Source organism: Pandoraea aquatica (assembly GCF_902459565.1).
GTDB classification, from domain to species: Bacteria; Pseudomonadota; Gammaproteobacteria; order Burkholderiales; family Burkholderiaceae; genus Pandoraea; species Pandoraea aquatica.
This window is the reverse complement of the sequence record NZ_CABPSN010000002.1, coordinates 814,511-833,571: the sequence shown is the minus strand read 5'-3', so window position 1 is coordinate 833,571 and position 19,061 is coordinate 814,511. Positions and strand designations below refer to the sequence as shown.

At 63.6% G+C, this 19,061-nt stretch carries 17 protein-coding genes; 11 read left to right on the top strand and 6 right to left on the bottom strand.

Going from position 1 to position 19,061, the window contains the following annotated elements:
- Positions 1-169: 169 nt before the first annotated feature.
- The 3 genes from PAQ31011_RS09325 (at position 170) to PAQ31011_RS09315 (ending at position 4,139) form a co-directional block, all read left to right on the top strand.
- Positions 170-871, top strand: coding sequence for an OmpW/AlkL family protein (locus PAQ31011_RS09325; RefSeq protein WP_150575530.1), 702 nt, complete (start codon positions 170-172; stop codon positions 869-871).
- A 335-nt stretch (positions 872-1,206) separates the two neighbouring features.
- Positions 1,207-1,731, top strand: coding sequence for a DUF2946 domain-containing protein (locus tag PAQ31011_RS09320; protein ID WP_150575529.1), 525 nt, complete (start codon positions 1,207-1,209; stop codon positions 1,729-1,731).
- Between the two features lie 356 nt (positions 1,732-2,087).
- The gene (locus PAQ31011_RS09315) at positions 2,088-4,139 is read left to right on the top strand and encodes a TonB-dependent receptor family protein (RefSeq protein ID WP_217424856.1); all 2,052 of its coding nucleotides are present in this window, start codon (positions 2,088-2,090) and stop codon (positions 4,137-4,139) included.
- 87 nt (positions 4,140-4,226) lie between these two features.
- Here the strand turns inward: PAQ31011_RS09315 and PAQ31011_RS09310 are convergent, their stop codons facing one another.
- Entirely contained in the window at positions 4,227-4,799 is a 573-nt protein-coding gene (locus PAQ31011_RS09310; protein WP_150575528.1) for a cytochrome b, read from the bottom strand.
- A 575-nt stretch (positions 4,800-5,374) separates the two neighbouring features.
- On the opposite strand from PAQ31011_RS09310, the gene PAQ31011_RS09305 reads away from it, so the two are divergent.
- Both PAQ31011_RS09305 and PAQ31011_RS09300 read left to right on the top strand, forming a co-directional pair.
- Entirely contained in the window at positions 5,375-6,208 is an 834-nt protein-coding gene (locus tag PAQ31011_RS09305) for an aldo/keto reductase (protein WP_150575527.1), read from the top strand.
- A 109-nt stretch (positions 6,209-6,317) separates the two neighbouring features.
- Positions 6,318-7,586: an NAD(P)/FAD-dependent oxidoreductase gene (locus PAQ31011_RS09300; RefSeq protein ID WP_150575526.1), complete on the top strand. Its 1,269-nt coding sequence runs from the start codon at positions 6,318-6,320 to the stop codon at positions 7,584-7,586.
- Positions 7,587-7,641: 55 nt separating this feature from the next.
- Here the strand turns inward: PAQ31011_RS09300 and PAQ31011_RS09295 are convergent, their stop codons facing one another.
- Positions 7,642-8,643 carry an LLM class flavin-dependent oxidoreductase gene (locus PAQ31011_RS09295; protein WP_150575525.1) on the bottom strand — a complete coding sequence of 334 codons (1,002 nt, stop codon included), beginning with the start codon at positions 8,641-8,643 and terminating at the stop codon, positions 7,642-7,644.
- A gap of 163 nt (positions 8,644-8,806) precedes the next feature.
- On the opposite strand from PAQ31011_RS09295, the gene PAQ31011_RS09290 reads away from it, so the two are divergent.
- From PAQ31011_RS09290 to PAQ31011_RS26335, 3 genes are all read left to right on the top strand, one after another.
- Complete coding sequence (locus PAQ31011_RS09290) at positions 8,807-9,226, top strand: winged helix-turn-helix transcriptional regulator (protein ID WP_150575524.1); 420 nt, start codon at positions 8,807-8,809, stop codon at positions 9,224-9,226.
- Positions 9,227-9,483: 257 nt separating this feature from the next.
- The gene (locus PAQ31011_RS26340; protein WP_246179494.1) at positions 9,484-10,503 is read left to right on the top strand and encodes a patatin-like phospholipase family protein; all 1,020 of its coding nucleotides are present in this window, start codon (positions 9,484-9,486) and stop codon (positions 10,501-10,503) included.
- Positions 10,504-11,952, top strand: a complete 1,449-nt coding sequence (locus PAQ31011_RS26335) for a GntP family permease (RefSeq protein WP_174990031.1) — start codon at positions 10,504-10,506, stop codon at positions 11,950-11,952.
- 84 nt (positions 11,953-12,036) lie between these two features.
- On the opposite strand, the gene PAQ31011_RS09280 is transcribed toward PAQ31011_RS26335, so the two are convergent.
- Entirely contained in the window at positions 12,037-13,017 is a 981-nt protein-coding gene (locus PAQ31011_RS09280; RefSeq protein ID WP_150575523.1) for a M14 family metallopeptidase, read from the bottom strand.
- Between the two features lie 126 nt (positions 13,018-13,143).
- Complete coding sequence (locus tag PAQ31011_RS09275; RefSeq protein ID WP_150575522.1) at positions 13,144-14,472, bottom strand: MFS transporter; 1,329 nt, start codon at positions 14,470-14,472, stop codon at positions 13,144-13,146.
- 244 nt (positions 14,473-14,716) lie between these two features.
- Here PAQ31011_RS09275 and PAQ31011_RS09270 point away from each other — a divergent pair, with 244 nt between their 5' ends.
- Together PAQ31011_RS09270 and PAQ31011_RS09265 are read left to right on the top strand one after the other, a co-directional pair.
- Positions 14,717-15,484, top strand: a complete 768-nt coding sequence (locus PAQ31011_RS09270; RefSeq protein WP_150575521.1) for a PA3715 family protein — start codon at positions 14,717-14,719, stop codon at positions 15,482-15,484.
- A 55-nt stretch (positions 15,485-15,539) separates the two neighbouring features.
- The gene (locus PAQ31011_RS09265; protein ID WP_150575520.1) at positions 15,540-16,271 is read left to right on the top strand and encodes an ABC transporter substrate-binding protein; all 732 of its coding nucleotides are present in this window, start codon (positions 15,540-15,542) and stop codon (positions 16,269-16,271) included.
- A 52-nt stretch (positions 16,272-16,323) separates the two neighbouring features.
- On the opposite strand, the gene PAQ31011_RS09260 is transcribed toward PAQ31011_RS09265, so the two are convergent.
- Complete coding sequence (locus PAQ31011_RS09260) at positions 16,324-17,109, bottom strand: helix-turn-helix domain-containing protein (RefSeq protein WP_150575519.1); 786 nt, start codon at positions 17,107-17,109, stop codon at positions 16,324-16,326.
- A 125-nt stretch (positions 17,110-17,234) separates the two neighbouring features.
- On the opposite strand from PAQ31011_RS09260, the gene PAQ31011_RS09255 reads away from it, so the two are divergent.
- Complete coding sequence (locus tag PAQ31011_RS09255) at positions 17,235-18,395, top strand: FAD-dependent oxidoreductase (protein WP_150575518.1); 1,161 nt, start codon at positions 17,235-17,237, stop codon at positions 18,393-18,395.
- On the opposite strand, the gene gstA is transcribed toward PAQ31011_RS09255, so the two are convergent.
- Entirely contained in the window at positions 18,392-19,042 is a 651-nt protein-coding gene (gene gstA / locus PAQ31011_RS09250; protein WP_150575517.1) for a glutathione transferase GstA, read from the bottom strand. The two genes, PAQ31011_RS09255 and gstA, sit on opposite strands and share 4 nt — an antisense overlap.
- Between the last annotated feature and the right edge of the window lie 19 nt (positions 19,043-19,061).

The window sequence follows — 19,061 nt, the reverse complement described above, 5'->3', positions numbered from 1 at the left end:
CTTCACGATGGGGGAATGCGTGGCAAAGTCCGCATCCTACCAAAACCGTGGCGCGCGACAGTTTGTCGCATCACGCGTGCACGCTGTCCCTCGCTTGACGCGCATCAAGTTCCGCGGCGCATCGTGCTTCTACCATCGGTCGTGCTCACTCACGACTTTGGACAACATCATGAAGCACTCCCTCGGCGCCACGGCTCTCGCCGCCGCACTGGCTACCGGTGCCGCCCTCTTCAGCGCATCTGCATTCGCACAAAGCGCAGCGCCGGCCGCCGACAACGCGGCCCCCGCTAAGACCTTCGGTTTCATCAAGGACAGTTCGCAGGGCATCTATGCTGGCGACATCCTCGCGCGCGTACGCGCCATCGGCATCCTGCCGGACTCGCATGCGAGCGGCAGTGTGCTGCCGACGCTCGGCGTCACCGTCAACAACGCCATCGTGCCGGAACTCGACTTCACGTACATGATTCTCGACAACGTGGGTGTCGAACTCATTCTCGGCATGTCGCGCCATCAACTCACATCGAGCCTCGGGCATCTTGGCGGCGTGAACGTGCTGCCGCCGACGCTCCTGCTGCAATACCACTTCAATCACGCGGGCAAGGTGCGTCCTTATGTTGGCGCGGGCATCAACTACACGCGCTTCTGGAACAGCAACCTGAATGCCGGCGGCACGCCCATCTCGATCAAGAACCACAGTGTCGGACCGGCGCTGCAAGCGGGTGTGGACATTCAGATGACGAAAAACCTCTTCTTCAACATCGACATCAAGAAGATCTGGATGAAGACCGATACGTCGCTCGCGGGTGCTGATCTCGGCACGTTGCACATCGATCCGCTGATCGTCGGCGTCGGCGTTGGCATGAAGTTCTGATATCCGGTGTGGGGCGCCACGTGCCGGGGGGCCGTGGCGCTCCTTTTTTGGTTCCATCGGGCGATGCGGCAAATTGTCGCGTCGTCCCTACATGAGAACGCAAAGCATTTACGCCCCTCGACAAGACCCCCTACAATGCCTGCTTTCCCGAGAGCCGCCTTGCCCGCGTCTTTGTCTGCGCGGTGAGCTGATTACGTAATGAGCTTATGACGTAATCACAGGACGCTCTCGCGGGCCGATCCGCTCGATCGCCCGGCGATTCCCATATTTTTCGTCCATTCGATTAGTCGGACCTAATCCGCCTAATCCGCTTAATTCGCTTAATCCGGCCCAGCATGCGCAAGCTTCGTCAGCATCGCGTCGCAATCGGGATCGCCCTGCTGGCGATCCTGTTGGCTGCGCTCATGCCCGCGATTGCGCAATGGCGTGCGGCGATGCAGGCAGACCCGTTCGCGGTCTATTGCACGGTACAGGGCACGCAGGCCTCGCTGGGCACGAACACCACCCCGCGCGCCGATGCCCAACGCGAGCCTACGCACGACGGCCACACCGGCCATGACGACGCGCAGGCACCGCCCGCTGACTTCTCTCATCCCACGCATCCTGCTCAGGCGCAGCCCGCCGGACTGCACAGCGAGCACGGCAACGCCGGCCACTCGCTCGACTCGGCCGATCACTGGGAGAAGTGCGGTTATTGCGCGTTGTGGACGCATCAGCCGCTCGTCACCACCGCCTTCCATCTCCCCCCGCCCGCCGCGCCGGCCGGTATCGTTGCCACCCCCCGGGCTCCGGTACCGCATTTCCCGCGCGCCCGTTTCTCCGACGCCTTAGCGCGCGCACCACCGTCCCTCGCTGTCTGATCCTTCCGACTTCCGGCCATTGCCTGTCAATGCCGGTGGCTCCTGTCGAACCCGTTTTGCGTTGCCCGCCTCCCGGCTTGCCCTGACGTTCGCGCTCGTCTCGCGAACACGTGGCTTGCCGCGCGCGCCTGGCCGGCAACGGACACGTTCGGCACTCACGATCATCAGGCGGCCGTCACACGGTCGCGAGAGAGACATTCATGTCACGTTTCATGACGCAGAAGCCGTTGCAAGCGGCCATCGCGCTCGCCTTCGCCTCGCTGGGCAGCGCAGCACACGCCCTCACCTCGAATCCCACAGCATCGATTGCCTCCGCGGGCACCGCTGCCGTGAATCCTGTGGCCTCCGTGTCCCCCATGCTCCTGGCGGCAGACACGTCCCCGGTCACGCCTGTTACCCAAACGGTCGCACCGACCGCCACGCTGCCGGCGACCAACGTGACCGCCCCGGCAGAGTCGCTCACGTCCCCCAGCGTGGAAGAGCAGAAGGCCAACCTTTTCCAGACAGCAGGCTCCGTCGGCTTCGTTGACGCCGACAGCTACCAGAACACCTACGCGTTCAACCTGCGCGACGTGCTCAAAGACAGCCCCGGTGTCTACGTCCAGAACCGGTACGGACAGGAGTTGCGCGTGTCGATTCGCGGCTCGGGCATCGCACGCGGCTATCACGTGCGTGGCCTCGAAATCCTGCAGGACGGGATTCCGACCAACTCGGCCGACGGCAGCGGCGACTACTACCAGATCGACCCGATGGGTCTGCGCTCTACCGAGGTCTACAAGGGTGGCAACGGCCTCACCTACGGTTCGACCACACTGGGCGGTGCGCTGAACTTCGTCACCCCCACGGCCTACACGGCAGAGGCCCCCAATCAGTTCCGGCTCGAAGGCGGCAGCTTCGGCACCGTCCGCGCGAGCGGACAGATGTCGCGCATCTTCGGGCCACTCGATGCACTCGCGACCGTAACGCTCAACCGGTCCGACGGTTATCGCGATCACGCGAAAGGCAACTACGCGCAGATCAACGCGAACATCGGCTACAAATTCTCGCCGCGCGTCGAAACGCGTTTCTTCTTCGGCGCTTACATCGTCGACCAGAAGCTGCCCGGCACGTTGTCGTTGTTCGACGCGCTCAACAACCCCACCAAGGCGGCGGCTTCCGCTGTCTCCGGCGATCAGGCGCGCAACACCCGCACCGAGCGACTGGGCAACCTGACCACGATTCGCTTTGATGTCGGCCAGCTCGATATCGCGTCGTGGGTCATTCACAAGAGCCTGTATCACCCGATCTTCCAGGTCATCGATCAGGATGGCTGGACGTATGGCGTAGCCCCCCGCTACACGGCGAACCTGACGCTTGCCGGCATGCGTAACGACCTGATCGTGGGCGCACGCTTCTTCGGTGGCAATACGAAGGCCGATCAATACGTCAACGTGAACGGCAATCGCGGCGCACAGACGCTCGACTCCCGTCAAAGCGCTTACAACTACGAGGCGTATTTCGAGAACCGTCTGTTCTTCCTGCCGACGCTCGGCCTCATGGTCGGCGCCAAGGCCTACCGCGACGTTCGTCAGTACATCGACTACGGCGGTATGCCGGGCGACGCCAACTATCGCTCCACCAGCGCCGCCTACTCCGGCGTGAATCCCAAGATCGGACTGCTCTGGGAGCCGCGTAAGGATGTCCAGGCATTCATCGACATCACCCGCAGCGCAGACGTGCCTGACTTCACCGATCTGTCGCAGACGTTCGGGGCGACGTCACGATTCGTGCCGCTGGCGTCGCAACACGCGTGGACGCTAGAAGTCGGCACACGCGGCAAACTCGATCGCGTGGCATGGGACGTCACGGCCTACCGCTCGATCGTGCGCGACCAACTGCTTCAGTACACGACGTCTCCGGACGTTCCGGCATCGACCTTCAATGCGAACAAGACCGTGCTGCAGGGTCTTGAAGTCGGCGCATCCGTCGACCTGTTCAAGAACGTGGCGGCCACCGGCGACCGCGTGACGTTGACGCAAATCTGGAACTACAGCGACTTCCGCTTCCGTGACGATCCGCAATACGGCAACAACCGCATCGCTGGCGTGCCGACCAATGTGCTGCGTACGACACTCGGCTACGCGCTGTCGAATCGGTTCCAGATCTCGGCGTCGCTCGACTGGGTGCCCACTGGCGCGTGGGTCGACTACGCCAACACGATGCGCGTGCCCAGCTACACGCTGATCGGCTTGCAGGCGTCGTATCTGATCCAGCGAGGCGTGACGTTCTACGTCGATGCGCGCAATCTGACCGACAAGCGTTATGTGTCGGACTTCAGCACCGTCACCGACGCGCGCACGGCCAACACCGCCGTGTTCTACCCGGGCGACGGTCGCAGCGTATTTGCCGGAGTTCGCTTCGCGTTCTGATCGAACCTAGTCAAACCTTTCACGCGTTCGGAGAGTCTCCGGGCGCGCGATCCCTTCGCGTCGCACTCGAATGCTCGTATCGAACCCTCACAGCATGCGACGCAGCGTGTCGTCACGACGGAAATAGTGATGCCACAACGCTGCTAGCGCATGCAATCCGATCACCCAGTAAAACGCGCTTCCCAGCGTTTCGTGAATCTCCTTGATGGAGCGACGCAGTTCGTCGTCTTTGCCGATGAACTGCGGCAGCGCGATATCCAGCCCGGGAATCGTCAGCACGTGCCCGCCTGCGTTCAACGTCAGATAGCCCAACACCGGCTGCGCGAAGATGAACAGATACAGCAACAGATGCACGAGCGACGAGCCCGTGCGTACCAGCCATCCCTGACCGGGCAACGGCCCCGGCGATCCCTTGATCAGCCGCCAGAGCAAACGCGGTACGGCGACGACCAGCACGGCGATTCCGGCCCACTCGTGGATCGTCATGCTCAGCGCACGCGGCGCACTGCCTTTCGGCAGATATCCCTTCGTGATCACGGCGGCATACGCAATCACCATCAGCAGCGCCACCAGCCAGTGAAAAAAGATCGCAGGCGGTGCGTAACGCTTGACGGAAGCGAGCGGTGAGTCGAGTGAGTGGAACTTGATCGCCTTGGCCATCTCGGGGGGACTCCTCTGCTGTTTTAAGGGAGCCCCATTATCGCGCCCGCCTCTCGGCCCGAACAGGCTGCAAATCGTCACATTTTGTTACGCGAAAATTCTCCTCCACATTCGGATTCCTCCTTCCCATCGATGGACCGACTCTGCCGACAATATCCCCTCGGCACACAGACTCGCTGCGGTGCCACATCGATGAACCTCCTTGGCCGGCGCACGCCCGGCCGGCCTTTAAAGCCCCGTTCGCGGGGCTTTCTTTTTTCTCCTTTCGTCTCACTTCGTTCAACAAGGCCCGACACACATCGCTGGAGCCATCACCGAGCCGTCTCGCTGCGGAGCAACATTCGCAATGTGCATCGGTGAGATCAGCCTATCGCGACACGGCGATGAAAGGCTTGTGAACTATCCGAGAGAATGGGTGCACGAATGCAGAAGCGGCAATGTCTGCACCGTGTCTAGGACGAATCCGATCCAAAAGATAGGACCACACCTTGAAGTGTTGCGTGAAGCCCTCACGGCACTGGTCACGGCTCGACTTGCAGGCAGATAATGTTCATCAAAATTCAGGAGGACAGATCATGCGAAACATCACTTTCCCCCAAGGCGACACCGTGCCGGTGCTCGGGCAGGGCACATGGATGATGGGTGAGAAGCCCGAGCGCCGTCGCGACGAGATCGCCGCGTTGCGTCTGGGCGTCTCGCTTGGTATGACGCTGGTCGATACCGCCGAGATGTATGGCGAAGGCGCGACGGAGAGTCTCGTCGGCGAAGCGCTCGACGGCATGCGCGACGAGGTTTTTCTCGTGAGCAAGGTGTATCCTCACAACGCTTCGCAACGCGGCGTAGTTGCGGCGTGCGAGCGCAGCCTCAAGCGTCTGCGCACCGACCGCATCGATCTGTACCTCTTGCATTGGCGTGGCGATGTTCCGCTTGAAGACACGATTGCCGGCTTCGAGGCGCTGATCGAAGCGGGCAAGATCCGCCAATGGGGCGTCAGCAATTTCGATGCGGACGACATGGACGAGTTGTTCGACGCACCGGGCGGCACCGCGTGCGCGACGGATCAGGTGCTGCTCAATCTTTCACGACGCGGCCCAGAGTTCGATCTGATGCCTTGGCTTGCGACGAATCGGCTGCCGATGATGGCCTATTCGCCGATCGAACAGGGGCGCTTGCCGACGAATGGCGTCCTTAGCGAGATCGCACGCAAGCGTCATGTCGAGCCACTTCAGATTGCGCTGGCCTGGGTGCTGAGCCGCCCCGGCGTCATCGCCATTCCGAAGGCCGGATCAGAGGCCCATGTGCGTGCGAACCGTGCCGCACACGACATCAAGCTCAGCGACGAGGAACTGAATCTGCTCGATCACCACTTCGAAGCGCCGTCACGCAAACGTCCGCTGGAAATGATCTGAGCCCGAAGCGGGAAATAGATCGAGGAATGCACGGGAATTTTGAGGGCGCTCGGTCGCGCAGGCCCGACGCAGTACACTAGGCGTTTTCGAATTTCCGCAGGACGGCTTCATGAGCGATTCACGTCCCGTCGTCGTGATCGGGGGCGGTTTGGTCGGCGTATGTACCGCCGCGTATCTTCAGCGTGCAGGGCATTCCGTGACACTCGTCGACCGGCAGTCGGCGCGTCAGGCGGCGTCGCTGGGCAATGCCGGTTGTATCAACGGCTCGTCGGTCGTCCCTATCGCCATGCCGGGTGTGCTCTGGCAAGTGCCGGGATGGCTGATGCAACCGGATGGCCCGCTGGTGCTTCGTTGGCGTTATTTGCCGCGTATGGTGCCGTGGTTGATGCGCTTTATCGCGGCGAGTCAGCCCGCACGAGTCGCACAGCAGGCACGCGCGTTGCGCGCCCTGCTCGGCCCGGCCCTCGACGCCTATCAACCCTTGCTTGACGATGCCAACGCCAACGACCTTGTGACCCGTCGCGGGTATCTCATTGCCTATTCCAGTGAGAAGGGCATGACAGGCGACGAGGGCGGCATGGCTTTGCGCCGCGACAACGGCGTGCAGATCGACACGATGGACGCCGGGGCGCTTCGCGAGTTCGAGCCCACGCTCTCGAACGATTTCGTCGGCGCGCGGTATATCAGCGAGACGGGGCACACGTCGGACCCGGGCGCGTTGCTGGCACGTCTGACCGCTCAGGTCGTGGCGCGAGGCGGACGCCTCGTCGATGCCGCTGCAACGGCCATCGAGACCAACGGCGCGCAGGCCGTGGCCGTGCACACGGACAAGGGGCGCGAAGCTGCAAGCGCCGTCGTCGTCGCGGCAGGCGCGTGGTCCGCGCCGTTCGTGCAGCAATTGGGCGACAGCATCGTCTTCGACACCGAGCGCGGCTACCACGTGGAGATTCCGACGCCGCACGAGATGCCGTCGCGGCCCGTGATGTGGGCGGAAGGGAAGTTGTTTGCGACACCGATGAACGGCCGCCTTCGCGGGGCGGGCACGGTCGAGCTGGCAGGACTGCAAGCGCCGCCGAACTGGCGACGTGCCGATCTGCTGCTGGGCCAGCTTCACAAGATGTTCCCCGGCGCGGTGCAGGGGGTGAAGTCGACGCAATCGGTCGATGGCGCGCGCTGGCAGGGTTTTCGCCCGAGCACGCCGGATTCGCTACCCGTGCTGGGGGCGGCGTCGAAAGTGCCGAATGCCTTCTACGCCTTCGGACACGGCCATGTGGGACTGACAGCGGCGGCCTCCACCGGACGCACGATCGCCGGGCTGGTGTGCGGCGAGCGGCCGTCGATCGACCTCTCGCCGTTCTCCATCGGGCGCTTCCGCTAGCGTCTCCGTCGCATCCCGCACCGTCTGCGGCACAACCGCTACGCTGAACTCGCGCTCAACCCTTGCAGACCGATGCGACGATGTCGCACGAACGCAGGCGAAGCGCCGGATCGTAGATATCGGTCACGAGCATCAGTTCGTCGGCTTGCGTGCGTTCGACGAGGTCGGACAGGCCGGATTTGATTCGCTCCGGCCCGCCGACGACGGCCACGCCGAGGAACGCCTCCACCGAGTGCTGCTCCGCCGGATCCCAGCGTTCGTCCATGTCGTTCACCGGCGGCTGCAACTTCAGGCTCTGCCCGCGCATCAGCGCCAGGATCTTTTGCTGCGACGACGTTGCGAGGAATTTCGCCTCCTCGTCCGTCGGTGCGGCGACGACCGGCGCACCAACCATCACGTAAGGCTTATCCAGCACAGCCGACGGGCGGAACATCTCACGATAGATGCGAATCGCATCGAACAGGAAACGCGGCGCGAAGTGCGATGCGAAGGCGTACGGCAGCCCCAGATGTGCCGCGAGTTGTGCCGAGTACAGCGACGACCCCAGCAGCCACACCGGAATGTCGCTGCCCGCGCCCGGCGTCGCGATCAGTCGTTGCCCCGGTTGCGCCGGTGCAAGCAGCGCCCGCAACTCCGCCACTTGTTCCGGGAAATCGTCGCCGTTGCCGAGACGGTCGCGTCGCAATGCGCGCATCGTCGCCTGATCGGCACCCGGTGCACGTCCGAGACCCAGATCGATACGCCCCGGGTACAACGCGGCGAGCGTGCCGAAGTTCTCGGCGACGACCAGCGGCGGGTGATTCGGCAGCATCACGCCGCCTGAGCCGACGCGAATGCGCGACGTCTTGTCGGCAATATGCCCGATCAGCAACGCGGTGGCGGAACTGGCAATGCCATCCATGTTGTGGTGCTCAGCAAGCCAGAAGCGCGTGAAGCCCAGACGCTCGACGTGCTGGGCCAGTTCCGTGGACTGCTTCAGGGCTTCAGCCACCGTGCCGCCGGCGCGCACCGGCACCAGATCCAGCATCGAGATGGCCGTTTTCGACAAACTGCTCATGGGGTTCTCCGTTAGCTTGCGCGCGTCGCAACCCGGTTTGCCGATGCTTGGCTGACTAACCGACGCACTCCAGGTGACGCGCACTATCGTGCCAAAGTATAGTGACGAAGGGTCAAAATCCCCAGTAGGCACCTTTTAGTTGAATAGTCACCATTTAGTTACCATGAGCAAACCCGAACCCTTCGTTTTCGAGGAAACCTGCGTGCCGCGTCGCGTGCTGGAGCTCTTCAGCGTGAAGTGGACGAGCATGGTGCTCTACGCGTTGCAGTGCGGCACGACCCGGACAGGTGAACTCCAGCGCCGTCTGCCGGGCATTTCGAAGAAGATGCTCACGCAGACGCTGCGCGAGCTGGAGCGCGACGGCCTGATTCACCGCGAGGTGTATCCCGTGGTACCGCCCAAGGTCGAATACTCGCTGACGCCGCTCGGCGAGCTTTTCATCGAGCCGATCGAGATGCTGTACCGCTGGGGTAACCAGCATGCAGACGTGCTCGCGCAGCTGAGTCTGCGCCGCGGCAAACCGTCGCAGGACCTGACCGACGCTGGCACCGAGGGCGAGGTTGCCCATTTCACGGTTATCTGAGACAGTGGTTATGTTGCAGCGCAAACTGCGTACCTGCTGCAACCGTACTCTCGTAACGACCCCCGCGGCTGACGCCCACCGGCGCGACGCCGCATCGCCGAGGGATCATGCCACGCTCAGAATCCACCTCGCGGGTGCCGCCGTCGCGCCCCGCTTCCGCCAAGCCCGCCGCACGATCTGGCCGGACCGCTAGCGCCACACGCGCACCGTCCGGCGCACGCACCACCACCCGCGGCCCACTCCCCGTCGATCTCGCCCTGCAAGGCGGCGGTGCACATGGCGCATTCACCTGGGGCGTGCTGGACCGCCTGCTCGAAGCCGTTTCGCACGACACCGACAACGCTCCCTTCCGCATCGAGGGCATTTCCGGCACATCCGCAGGTGCGATGAATGCTGCGGTGCTCGCGACCGGTTACGCACGCGGTGGCCCCGACGCCGCACGCGGTGCACTGGAGCAGTTCTGGCGAGACGTCGCCCATGCAGGGCGCTTCAGCCCGCTGCGTCGCACGCCGCTCGACATCGTGCTCGGGCGCTGGTCGCTCGATAACTCACCGTTCTTCATGTTCTTCGATCTCGCGGCCCGCGTCGTGTCCCCCTACGATCTCGCGCCGCTCGAATTCAACCCGCTGCGCCGCCTGCTGTCCGATCACATCGACTTCGACGGCATTTCCAAAAGCGCCGACGCCAACCCGATCCAGCTCTTCATCACGGCAACCAACGTCCATACCGGACGGGGTCGTGTCTTCCGCAACGCCGAGATCACCCCGGACGTTCTGCTCGCTTCGGCCTGCCTGCCCATGCTGTATCGCGCCGTCGAAATCGATGGCGAGCCCTACTGGGACGGTGGCTACGCAGGCAATCCGTCGATCACGCCGCTGGTGCGCGAGACCGCGTCGTGCGACACCATCCTTGTGCAGGTCAATCCGGTCGAGCGCAATGAAGTGCCGCGTTCGGCGCGCGAAATTCTGAACCGCGTCAACGAAGTCTCGTTCAACGCCACGCTGCTCAAAGAGTTGCGAATGATCGCGGTGCTGCGAAAGGTCGTGGATGCCGGGAGCGACGAAGGCAAGCGCTGGGCGCAGATGCGCATGCACCGGATCGCGAGCGACATGATGACGACGCTCGGCTACTCATCGAAACTCTCGGCAGAGTGGGACTTCCTCGTGATGTTGCGCGACGAGGGCCGCCGCTGCGCCGACGCCTTCCTGCACGAACACGGTGCCGATCTCGGCAAACGCTCCTCGCTCGATCTCGATCCGCTGCAGGAGACCCTCTGAATGGAGCTAGCCGGCATTCTTATCGGCCTGGCGCTGCTCGTCTGGCTGGCCTATCGTGGCTGGAGCGTGCTGCTGCTGGCACCTGCCGCCGCCATGCTCGCTGCGGCGCTCTCGGGCGAACCCATCCTCGCACACTGGACGCAGACGTTCATGCAGAACGCCGCGCGTTTCATCGCGCAGTTTTTCCCGCTGTTCCTGCTCGGCGCCTTGTTCGGCAAGTTGATGGAGGACAGCGGGGCCGTGCGCGCCATTGCCGCGTTTCTCACGGACAAGCTGGGTTCGCGCCGCGCGATGTTCGCGGTGGTGCTCGGCGGCGCGCTCGTCACTTACGGCGGCGTGAGTCTTTTCGTGGCGTTCTTCGTCCTCGCACCGATGGCGCACGCGCTGTTCCGCGAAGCCAACATTCCCGTACGACTGATGCCCGCCGCGATTGCGTTGGGGACGTCCACCTTCACGATGTCCGCGATGCCGGGTACGCCCGCCATCCAGAACGCGATCCCGATGCCCTTCTTCGGCACCACGCCCTTCGCCGCACCCGGGCTGGGACTGATGGCCTCGGCCATCATGCTCGCCGTGGGCCTTTGGTGGCTCTCGTGGCGCGAGGGGCAAGCGCGTCGTGCGGGCCACGGCTATGCGGAAAACGAAGTGTGGGACAAGAAGGCGGACCCGACGGTCGTGCGAGAGCGCGCCAGCGTGGCGCGCGAATTCGATCCGGCGGAAATCGAAGCCGGTCATCGCAACGACGCACTCCCGGGCATCCTGACGGCCGCATTGCCGCTGCTGGTGGTGATCGGCGGCAACTTCGTGATGAACGTGATCGTCTTCCCGCGCCTGAACGCGAGCTTTCTCGCGGAGCCGCGCTGGGGCGGCATCACGCTGCAAAGCGTGGCGGGTGTGTGGGGCGTGTGCATCGCACTCGCAAGCGCGATCCTCGTGCTCGTGATCCTGCAATGGCGACGCCTGCCTGCGCTGCGCAAGACGATGGACGCCGGTGCAAACGCATCAGTGCTGCCGATCATGTGTACGGCGAGTCTGGTGGGCTACGGCGGGGTGATTGCTGCGCTCCCCGGCTTCGAGCTGGTGCGCGACTGGGTGCTGTCCATCGACGGCGGTCCGCTCGTCTCGCTGGCGCTCTCCGCGAACTTGCTCGCCGCGATCACCGGCTCCGCCTCGGGCGGCCTCACGATTGCCCTCGACGCGCTCGGTCCCGCCTACGTCAGCCTCGCGGCACAGCACGGCATCGATCCCGCGCTGATGCACCATGTGGCCGTGATGGCATCCGGCACGCTCGACAGCCTGCCGCACAACGGCGCGGTCGTCACGTTGCTGGCGGTGTGTGGCAGCACACACCGCGAAAGTTACTTCGACATCGTCATGACGAGCATCGTCAGTGCACTCATTGCACTCGTCGCGGTGATCGTCGTCGGCTCGCTCGTCGGGACGTTCTGAACGTTTCGGACGTTCTGATGCCAACGAAAAAGGGCCGAGGTAATCCTCGGCCCTTTCGGTATTGCTTAGCGACGCACGTCCGTCTTAGCGATCCAGCAAACGTCCCAGACGCATCATCGTGACGTTCACCCCGAGGTGACGCATCGACGGCTGCACGATCACACAGTTGTCGTACGGCGTGACGATCACTTCATCGCCATCGCGCGCGATTTCGGTACCGGCCTTCTCGATCACTTCCAGCCCCGTGAACGGTTGCGAGAAGCGGAAGTCCATCGAACGTGCCACGACCGGCTGCGTGATTTCCACAAACTTCTGACGTGCAGGCGTTTGCGTGAGGAACGGGGCGACGTCGGCCTCGGCCACAACGCCTGCGTGCAGCAGGAAGCGGGCAGCGCTGTCGAGGGCCACATCGCGCGCGCTCTTGGCGAAGTGCTGTCCCGTCTCGATGAGCAGCGCGTTCTTCGGGCTGGCCGGGTCGCCGAAGCCACCGTAATCGCGCATGCGCGTGCCGTTGGCGTGGCCCTTGTCGATGATGACGTGCTCGGGCGTGCCGAGTTCGGCGGCCAGCGCAATCGCCTTTTCCAGCGGACCGGTCATCATCAGCGGTGCCGACGCTTCGTGCATCGAGTGGATGTCGAGCAACAGATCCACCGTATCGATGAACGGACGCATCGCACGGGCGCGCGTCAGTTCACGGCTCTGACGTTCGCCGTCGAGCGTCGAAGCCGTCCACACGCGGTTCATGTCTTCATCCAGAAAGCGCGTGGCGTCTGCGTTCTCTGCGCTGAACTGTTCGTACGCACCGATGTTGCCGAAGCCCAGCGACAGACGGCCCGACGACGGACGCAGTCCCGATGCGAGCAGCGCGTCGACGGCGATGGCACCGCTCACTTCGTTGCCGTGCGTGAGCGCGAGAATCATCACGTGCTTGCCGGGTTTGCCGCTATCGAACGTGTGCAGATAGTCGATACCGGTGTTGCCTTCGCGCCAGCGGGCGATATCGGGGAACGAGACTTCGATGGGGTACGCCGGCAGGGCGGCGCGAATCGCTTCGAGCGTGGTCATGGGTAAAGCTCCGCTAGGGTGCCGCAAAAAAAGAGACGACGTCGCCTAGGGGATTGGCGGACGTCGTCGTTGCGGCTCAAATCAGTACATCGGATGTCGGATTACGTTATCGAACGCCATTGAACCTTAAGCCTTGGTCGCACGCGGCGAAGCGTGCGGCTGGCTCGTCAGCCCGGCGATCTTGCCGGCGCGCACACGGCGGGCCAGCGCCGTCACAGCCGTCACGCTGAGCACTGCCGTCGCCATCACGTAGAAGCTCGGTGCGAGCTTGTTCTGCGTGGCGTCGATCAGCCAGGTCACGATCAGCGGGGCGAAGCCGCCAAACAGCGTGACCGAGAAGTTGTACGACAGCGCCAGACCGGTGCCACGGGTGCTCGTCGGGAAGATGTCCGCCAGCAGCGCGGGCAGCGGTGCGAGACTCACGGCGATCAGCAGACCGACCAGCGCCTGCACCAGCAGCAGCGTCTGGAACGTCGGATAACGGTTGAGCAGCACGAACAGCGGATAGGTCGTTACGCCCACGGCGATCAGCGCGTAAAGCATCACGCGAATACGGCCGAAGCGATCCGACAGATGGCCGACGACGGGCGCGGCGATCATGAGCATCACGCCGGTCACAACGGCCCCGATGAACGACGACGTCGCCGGAATGTGCAGTTGCTTGACGGCATACGTCGGCATGTACAGCTTGTGGACGTAGTTGAACGCAGTGGCCGCTGCCACAACGCCTGCGCCGAGCAGCATGTTGGCGCGGTCACGCCCGAAGACTTCGCGCAGCGGCGACTTCTCGCGTTGTTTTTCGCCGAGCTTCTTGAAGTCGGCGGTCTCGTCGATGTTGCGACGAATGTAGAGACCGACCGGGCCGATGAGCAGACCGACGGCGAAGGCGATACGCCAGCCCCATGCGCTCAGTTGGTCGGCGGTGAGCAGCAGGCTCAGCAGCGCCGAGACGCCGGCGGCGAGCACCGTTGCGAGACCCTGCGTGGACATCTGCCAGCTGGCGAAGAAGCCACGACGCTTGGCGTCGGCGTGTTCGACCATGAAGGCCGTCGCAGCACCGAACTCACCGCCGGTCGAGAAGCCTTGCAGCATGCGGGCGACGATGATCATGAGCGGCGAGAAGATGCCGATCTGCGCATACGTTGGCGCAAACGCGATCATGGCGGTGCCGACCATCATGAGGCCGATCGACACCGTGAGCGACGCCTTGCGACCGGCGCGGTCGGCGTAGCTGCCGAGGATGATCGAGCCCAGCGGGCGCGTGACGAACGAAATACCGAACGTGCCCACGGAGAGCAGCAGCGAGGTCGTTGCGTCGTGAGCGGGGAAGAACAACTGGCCGATCACGATGGCGAAGTAGCCATAGATCAGCAGATCGTAGAACTCTAGTGCATTACCGATACTCGCCGCGCAGATCTCGCGCCACGGGTTGTGGGGTTTGGTGTTACCGGTCATTCCTGCTCCTCGGGATCGCTGGCGTTGGAAGTCGATGTTTGGACGCCCCGCAAACGCCCGTTGCATAGCGTGCAACGAGGACGAGCCGGGGCCATCTGCCAGTCTCAGGAAGCGGAGTGTAGGTGGCGGAAAAACCAACTCCGTGCCGATTCGGCACGCAAAGGTGCTGATTGAGGGCGAGGCCCGCCGGTAGAATTGGCGCACGTTTCCTTCCCCATCCCCCCGTATACCCCTGGATACCCCGATGACCCTGACCTCGTCGACCTCATCCATGCAGGCGCACCGCCTCCTGGCCGCCGCCCTGCTCTGCCTGCCGCTGCTCGCCCATGCCGACTGCAAGGATCGTCTGAACGACTGGGCGAAGACGCTGCAACCGGGGCGCACCGTCGATGCCGACTTCGCCGCCTGCAAGGTCTGGCCCGCGAACCCGGCACAGACGCTCGCCGTCCTGCCGATGGCGCAACCGGGCGGCACCGACGACGACAAGGTCTACGACGTGGAAGTCGTCGTCGCCGACAGCCAGAGCGGCAAGATCCTCGCGCACCGCTTCGAGAAGGCTGCGATTACGTCGGACGCCATCATGCTGCGCGGCATTGCCCTCGACACCGCACCTTGGCGTCTGACGCCGCAAACGGTAGCGTTCGGTGTGCGTTTGAGCTTCGAAGGGTCGTCGCGCGTGAATCCGTTCTCACAGACCTCGCTCAGCCTTTACGTCATCGACGGCACGACGCTGCGCAAGGTCGTCGATAACCTCGCCACGCAAAAGAGCGGCGGCGAATGGGACGGCAACTGTGCCGGTAGCTTCGACGACACATCGCGTGCCGTGTCCGTCGGCCCCGAAGGCAAAAACGGCTACGCGAAACTCGTCGTCAGCGAGAAAACCACGACCACGACCAACAAGCCGACGCGCAACGATTGCGCCAGCAAGGAACGCACGGCCAAGGGCGCCAACGTCACGCTCGAATACGACGGGTCGCGCTACGTCGTGCCGAAGGCGCTCACCGGCGCATGAAGTAACGCTCTCTGCATGTCACCTTTCACGTTTCCTTTCCTCTTACGAGTCCATCATGACGCCTGACCGTACTCTGCTCGAAGCGTTTGCACCGACTGGCGTGCTGCGTGCCTGCATCAACCTCGGCAACCCGATTCTCGCGGGCGTCGATGCGCAATCCCGCCCCGTCGGTATCTCGGTCGATCTCGCGGGTGCGCTGGCGAAGCGACTCGGCGTCGAGCTGGAACTGGTGGTGGTCGACGCTGCCGGAAAATCGGTGGAGACAGTCACGAACGAGCAGGCCGACGTGGGCTTCTTCGCTATCGATCCTCGCCGGGCAGCGACAATCGGCTTCACGTCGCCGTATGTCCTCATCGAAGGCTATTACCTCGTGCGCAACGCGTCCCCCGTCAAGACCAATGCCGACGTCGATCATGCAGGCACCCGCGTGGTCGTCGGTCAGGGTAGCGCCTACGATCTGTTCCTGACGCGCGAACTCAAGCACGCCGAAATCGTACGTGCGCCGACGTCGCCGACGGTGATCAAGACGTTCATCGACACCGGCTGTGAAGTGGCCGCCGGCGTCAAACAGCAATTGGAACAGGACGTGGCGAACCTCACCGGCTATCGCCTGCTGGACGAACGCTTCATGGTCATTCGTCAGGCGATGGGCGTGCCGATCACGCGCGGCGAAGCGGCGCTGGCTTACCTCAAGACGTTTGTAGAAAACGTGAAGCGCGAGGGCTTCGTGGCCGACGCCATGCAGCGGCACGGCATCACGGGCGTGAGCGTCGCACCGGCGGAGTGAGCGTCGACACTTCCGTACGACGTCGGGCGCGCACGCGGCACAGGATCTTGCGTTAGGCGCGCGCGTTCCCGACGTATTTCCCCGGCGTCACGCCGAACACCGAGCGAAACATCGCGATGAAATTGCTGGGGCTAGCGTAACCCAACGCATCGGCAATCGCAGACACCGACTCACCGTCCGACAGCATCTCGACGGCGCTCATGAGCCTCGCCTGCTGACGCCACGCCGACAATGTCATGCCGACCGACGCCGCGAACAGGCGTCGTGCCGTGCGCGTCGACAGTCCAGCCATCGACGACAACGTCTCAAGCGAATGCTCGCGCCCCGGCTCGCTGAGCACCAGCGCCGTCATCTTGAGCAGGCGCTTGTCACTGGGCATCGGCAAATGCAGCGGCTCATGCCGTGCCGCACGAATTTCGTCGATCAGCACCGCCATGACGCGTGCCTCCTCCGGCGACGCGGCAAAGTCCGTGCGCCATCCGGCCACGCGATGAATCAGCGCTTCGAACAATGGCCCGACCGAAAGCACTTGCGGACGGTCAGGCAACGTCTCGCAATACACCGGCGCAAGCAGGATGTTCGCGCCGGTCTTCACCCCCTTCAACTCGCCCCAGTGCATCAGATCCGGCGGAATCCACACGGCACGCTGCGGCGGCAACAGCCACGCGCCGAAGTCGGTGCGGATATGAAAGTGCCCCGCGCCGATGTAGATCAATTGGCCCTGTGCATGCCGGTGCCATTGATTCAGGCGGCGAATGCTTTCGGGACGTGTGCCGTCAACACCGAAACCTGACAGCGTTTCGTGTCCCTGAGCGACTTTCCTGAGATTGCGCGGCATAAAGGTGAAATCCGGGGTTGGCCGATTTTCAGCATATTTTGACCTTATGCGGATAACGGAGCAATCGCAGCCACCGATAGAGTGCGTCGTGAACGCTATGTCGGCGTCGTGCTCAGGAGAAAGAAATGTCGCAGAAACCCGTCATCGTGATCGCCGGGGCCGGACCGGCCGGACTTGTCGCCGCCAATATGCTGTGTCGCGATGGCTTCGACGTGACGGTCTTCGAGGGTGATACGAGCGCCACCTCGCGCGATCAGGGCGGCATGCTCGACCTCCATGTGCCGGACGGTCAGCTTGCCCTCAGGAAAGCCGGATTACTCGACGTCTACATGGCGACGGCCCGTCATGACGATCAGGAGCTTCGCGACATCGACTGGGCGACGGGCGAAACCCTACTCGAAGACATTCCCGCCCCCGGCACCGGCGACAGTCCCGAGATCGACCGCCTCGTGCTGCGCGAGCTTCTGCTCGAACCGTTACCCACCGGCACCGTGGTGTGGGGAACGCGCGTCGTTGGCATTGGCACAACCCCGGCCGGCCGCCGCGTCGTGCATTTGCAAGACGGACGCACCCACGAATGCGATCTTGTCATCGGTGCCGACGGTGCCGGGTCTGCCGTCAGAGCCGCGCTCACCGAGGTTCGCCCGGTGTACACAGGCGTGACGTTCGTCGAACTCTGGTTTTCCGATGTCGAGCGTCAGCACCCCGGCGTCGCGGCACTGGTCGGCCATGGAACACTCATGTCGGTGGGCAACGGCCCCGGCTCAGGCACCGCGCTCTTTGCACAGCGCAATGGCAACGACGTCATAAGGTCCTATGCGGCGTTCAGAACGCATGCCGACGATACCGACCGTCCGGAGAAAGCGCTCGCTGACATCACACGGCAGGATTTGCTCGCACGTTTTCCCGGCTGGTCGCCCCGTCTGTTGACGTTGATCGAGGACGCCGAGCGCATCGTCGCCATACGCCCGATCGTCGGCTTACCGACGGGTACGCGATGGCCCGCAACGCCGGGTCTCACGCTCATCGGCGACGCCGCGCACGTGATGCCGCCGATGGGTGTCGGCGTCAATCTCGCCATGCTCGATGCCGCGGAACTCGCCGAGGCCATCGCGGGCGCGTCCGACTGGCAGGCCGCCGTGCACGCGCAGGAAGCCGTCATGCTCGACCGGTCCGGCCCCATCGGCGAACAATGCGCGCACGCATTCTCCGAGTGGTTCGGTCGAAGCGAGCGTCACGCGCGCCCGTCCGTTCCCCCCCACACGATTCACGAGCAACGTCGTTAGGCGCAGCGCGCCGTCGCCGCCAGCCCTTCTGCCCCAAGCGCGCGCTGCACGGCAGGGCGCGCCAGCACGCGGCGATACCAGCGCTGCAAATGGGTCAGGTCGTCAAAGTGGATGTTCGCCTTGTAGACCGACTGAAGCCACGACGCCTGCCCCCATTGGGTGAGCGTGAACAGGTAGGCATCGGCGACGGTAAAGTCGTCGCCCATCAGATACGCCCGCTCCGCCAGTTGCTCGTCGATCCATTTGAAGCGAGCTTCCAGCTTCGGCTTCGCCGATTCCGTGCCGTACTTCCCCGCGAGCACCGCATAGAGCAGCGGAATGAACCCCTTGTGAATTTCGGTGCTGAGGAAGTTCAGCCACTCCTGAAGACGGTAGCGATCTAACGATCCATTCGCGGGCGCGAGCGCCAGCTCAGGCTTGCGGTCCGCCAGGTACTGCACGATGGCAGGCCCTTCGCGCAGTCGCGTGCCGTCTGCCAATTCCAGCAGCGGAACGTAGCCGAAGGGACTGAGCGAGTGGAAGTCCCGGCCATCTTCTGTCGTATGCGTTTTGTAATCGACCCTCACCAGCGCAAAATCGGCCTCCAGTTCGTTAAGCACGATATGAGGCGACAGCGAGCAAGCGCCCGGCACGTAATAAAGCTTCATGAGGAATCCTTGAATGATG

Bases quoted from the DNA above. Each gene is read 5' to 3' on its own strand.
- PAQ31011_RS09325 (WP_150575530.1), top strand. From the start codon at position 170: ATGAAGCACTCCCTCGGCGCCACGGCTCTCGCCGCCGCACTGGCTACC.
- PAQ31011_RS09320 (WP_150575529.1), top strand. From the start codon at position 1,207: ATGCGCAAGCTTCGTCAGCATCGCGTCGCAATCGGGATCGCCCTGCTG.
- PAQ31011_RS09315 (WP_217424856.1), top strand. From the start codon at position 2,088: ATGCTCCTGGCGGCAGACACGTCCCCGGTCACGCCTGTTACCCAAACG.
- PAQ31011_RS09310 (WP_150575528.1), bottom strand. From the start codon at position 4,799: ATGGCCAAGGCGATCAAGTTCCACTCACTCGACTCACCGCTCGCTTCC.
- PAQ31011_RS09305 (WP_150575527.1), top strand. From the start codon at position 5,375: ATGCGAAACATCACTTTCCCCCAAGGCGACACCGTGCCGGTGCTCGGG.
- PAQ31011_RS09300 (WP_150575526.1), top strand. From the start codon at position 6,318: ATGAGCGATTCACGTCCCGTCGTCGTGATCGGGGGCGGTTTGGTCGGC.
- PAQ31011_RS09295 (WP_150575525.1), bottom strand. From the start codon at position 8,643: ATGAGCAGTTTGTCGAAAACGGCCATCTCGATGCTGGATCTGGTGCCG.
- PAQ31011_RS09290 (WP_150575524.1), top strand. From the start codon at position 8,807: ATGAGCAAACCCGAACCCTTCGTTTTCGAGGAAACCTGCGTGCCGCGT.
- PAQ31011_RS26335 (WP_174990031.1), top strand. From the start codon at position 10,504: ATGGAGCTAGCCGGCATTCTTATCGGCCTGGCGCTGCTCGTCTGGCTG.
- PAQ31011_RS09280 (WP_150575523.1), bottom strand. From the start codon at position 13,017: ATGACCACGCTCGAAGCGATTCGCGCCGCCCTGCCGGCGTACCCCATC.
- PAQ31011_RS09275 (WP_150575522.1), bottom strand. From the start codon at position 14,472: ATGACCGGTAACACCAAACCCCACAACCCGTGGCGCGAGATCTGCGCG.
- PAQ31011_RS09270 (WP_150575521.1), top strand. From the start codon at position 14,717: ATGACCCTGACCTCGTCGACCTCATCCATGCAGGCGCACCGCCTCCTG.
- PAQ31011_RS09265 (WP_150575520.1), top strand. From the start codon at position 15,540: ATGACGCCTGACCGTACTCTGCTCGAAGCGTTTGCACCGACTGGCGTG.
- PAQ31011_RS09260 (WP_150575519.1), bottom strand. From the start codon at position 17,109: ATGCCGCGCAATCTCAGGAAAGTCGCTCAGGGACACGAAACGCTGTCA.
- PAQ31011_RS09255 (WP_150575518.1), top strand. From the start codon at position 17,235: ATGTCGCAGAAACCCGTCATCGTGATCGCCGGGGCCGGACCGGCCGGA.
- gstA (WP_150575517.1), bottom strand. From the start codon at position 19,042: ATGAAGCTTTATTACGTGCCGGGCGCTTGCTCGCTGTCGCCTCATATC.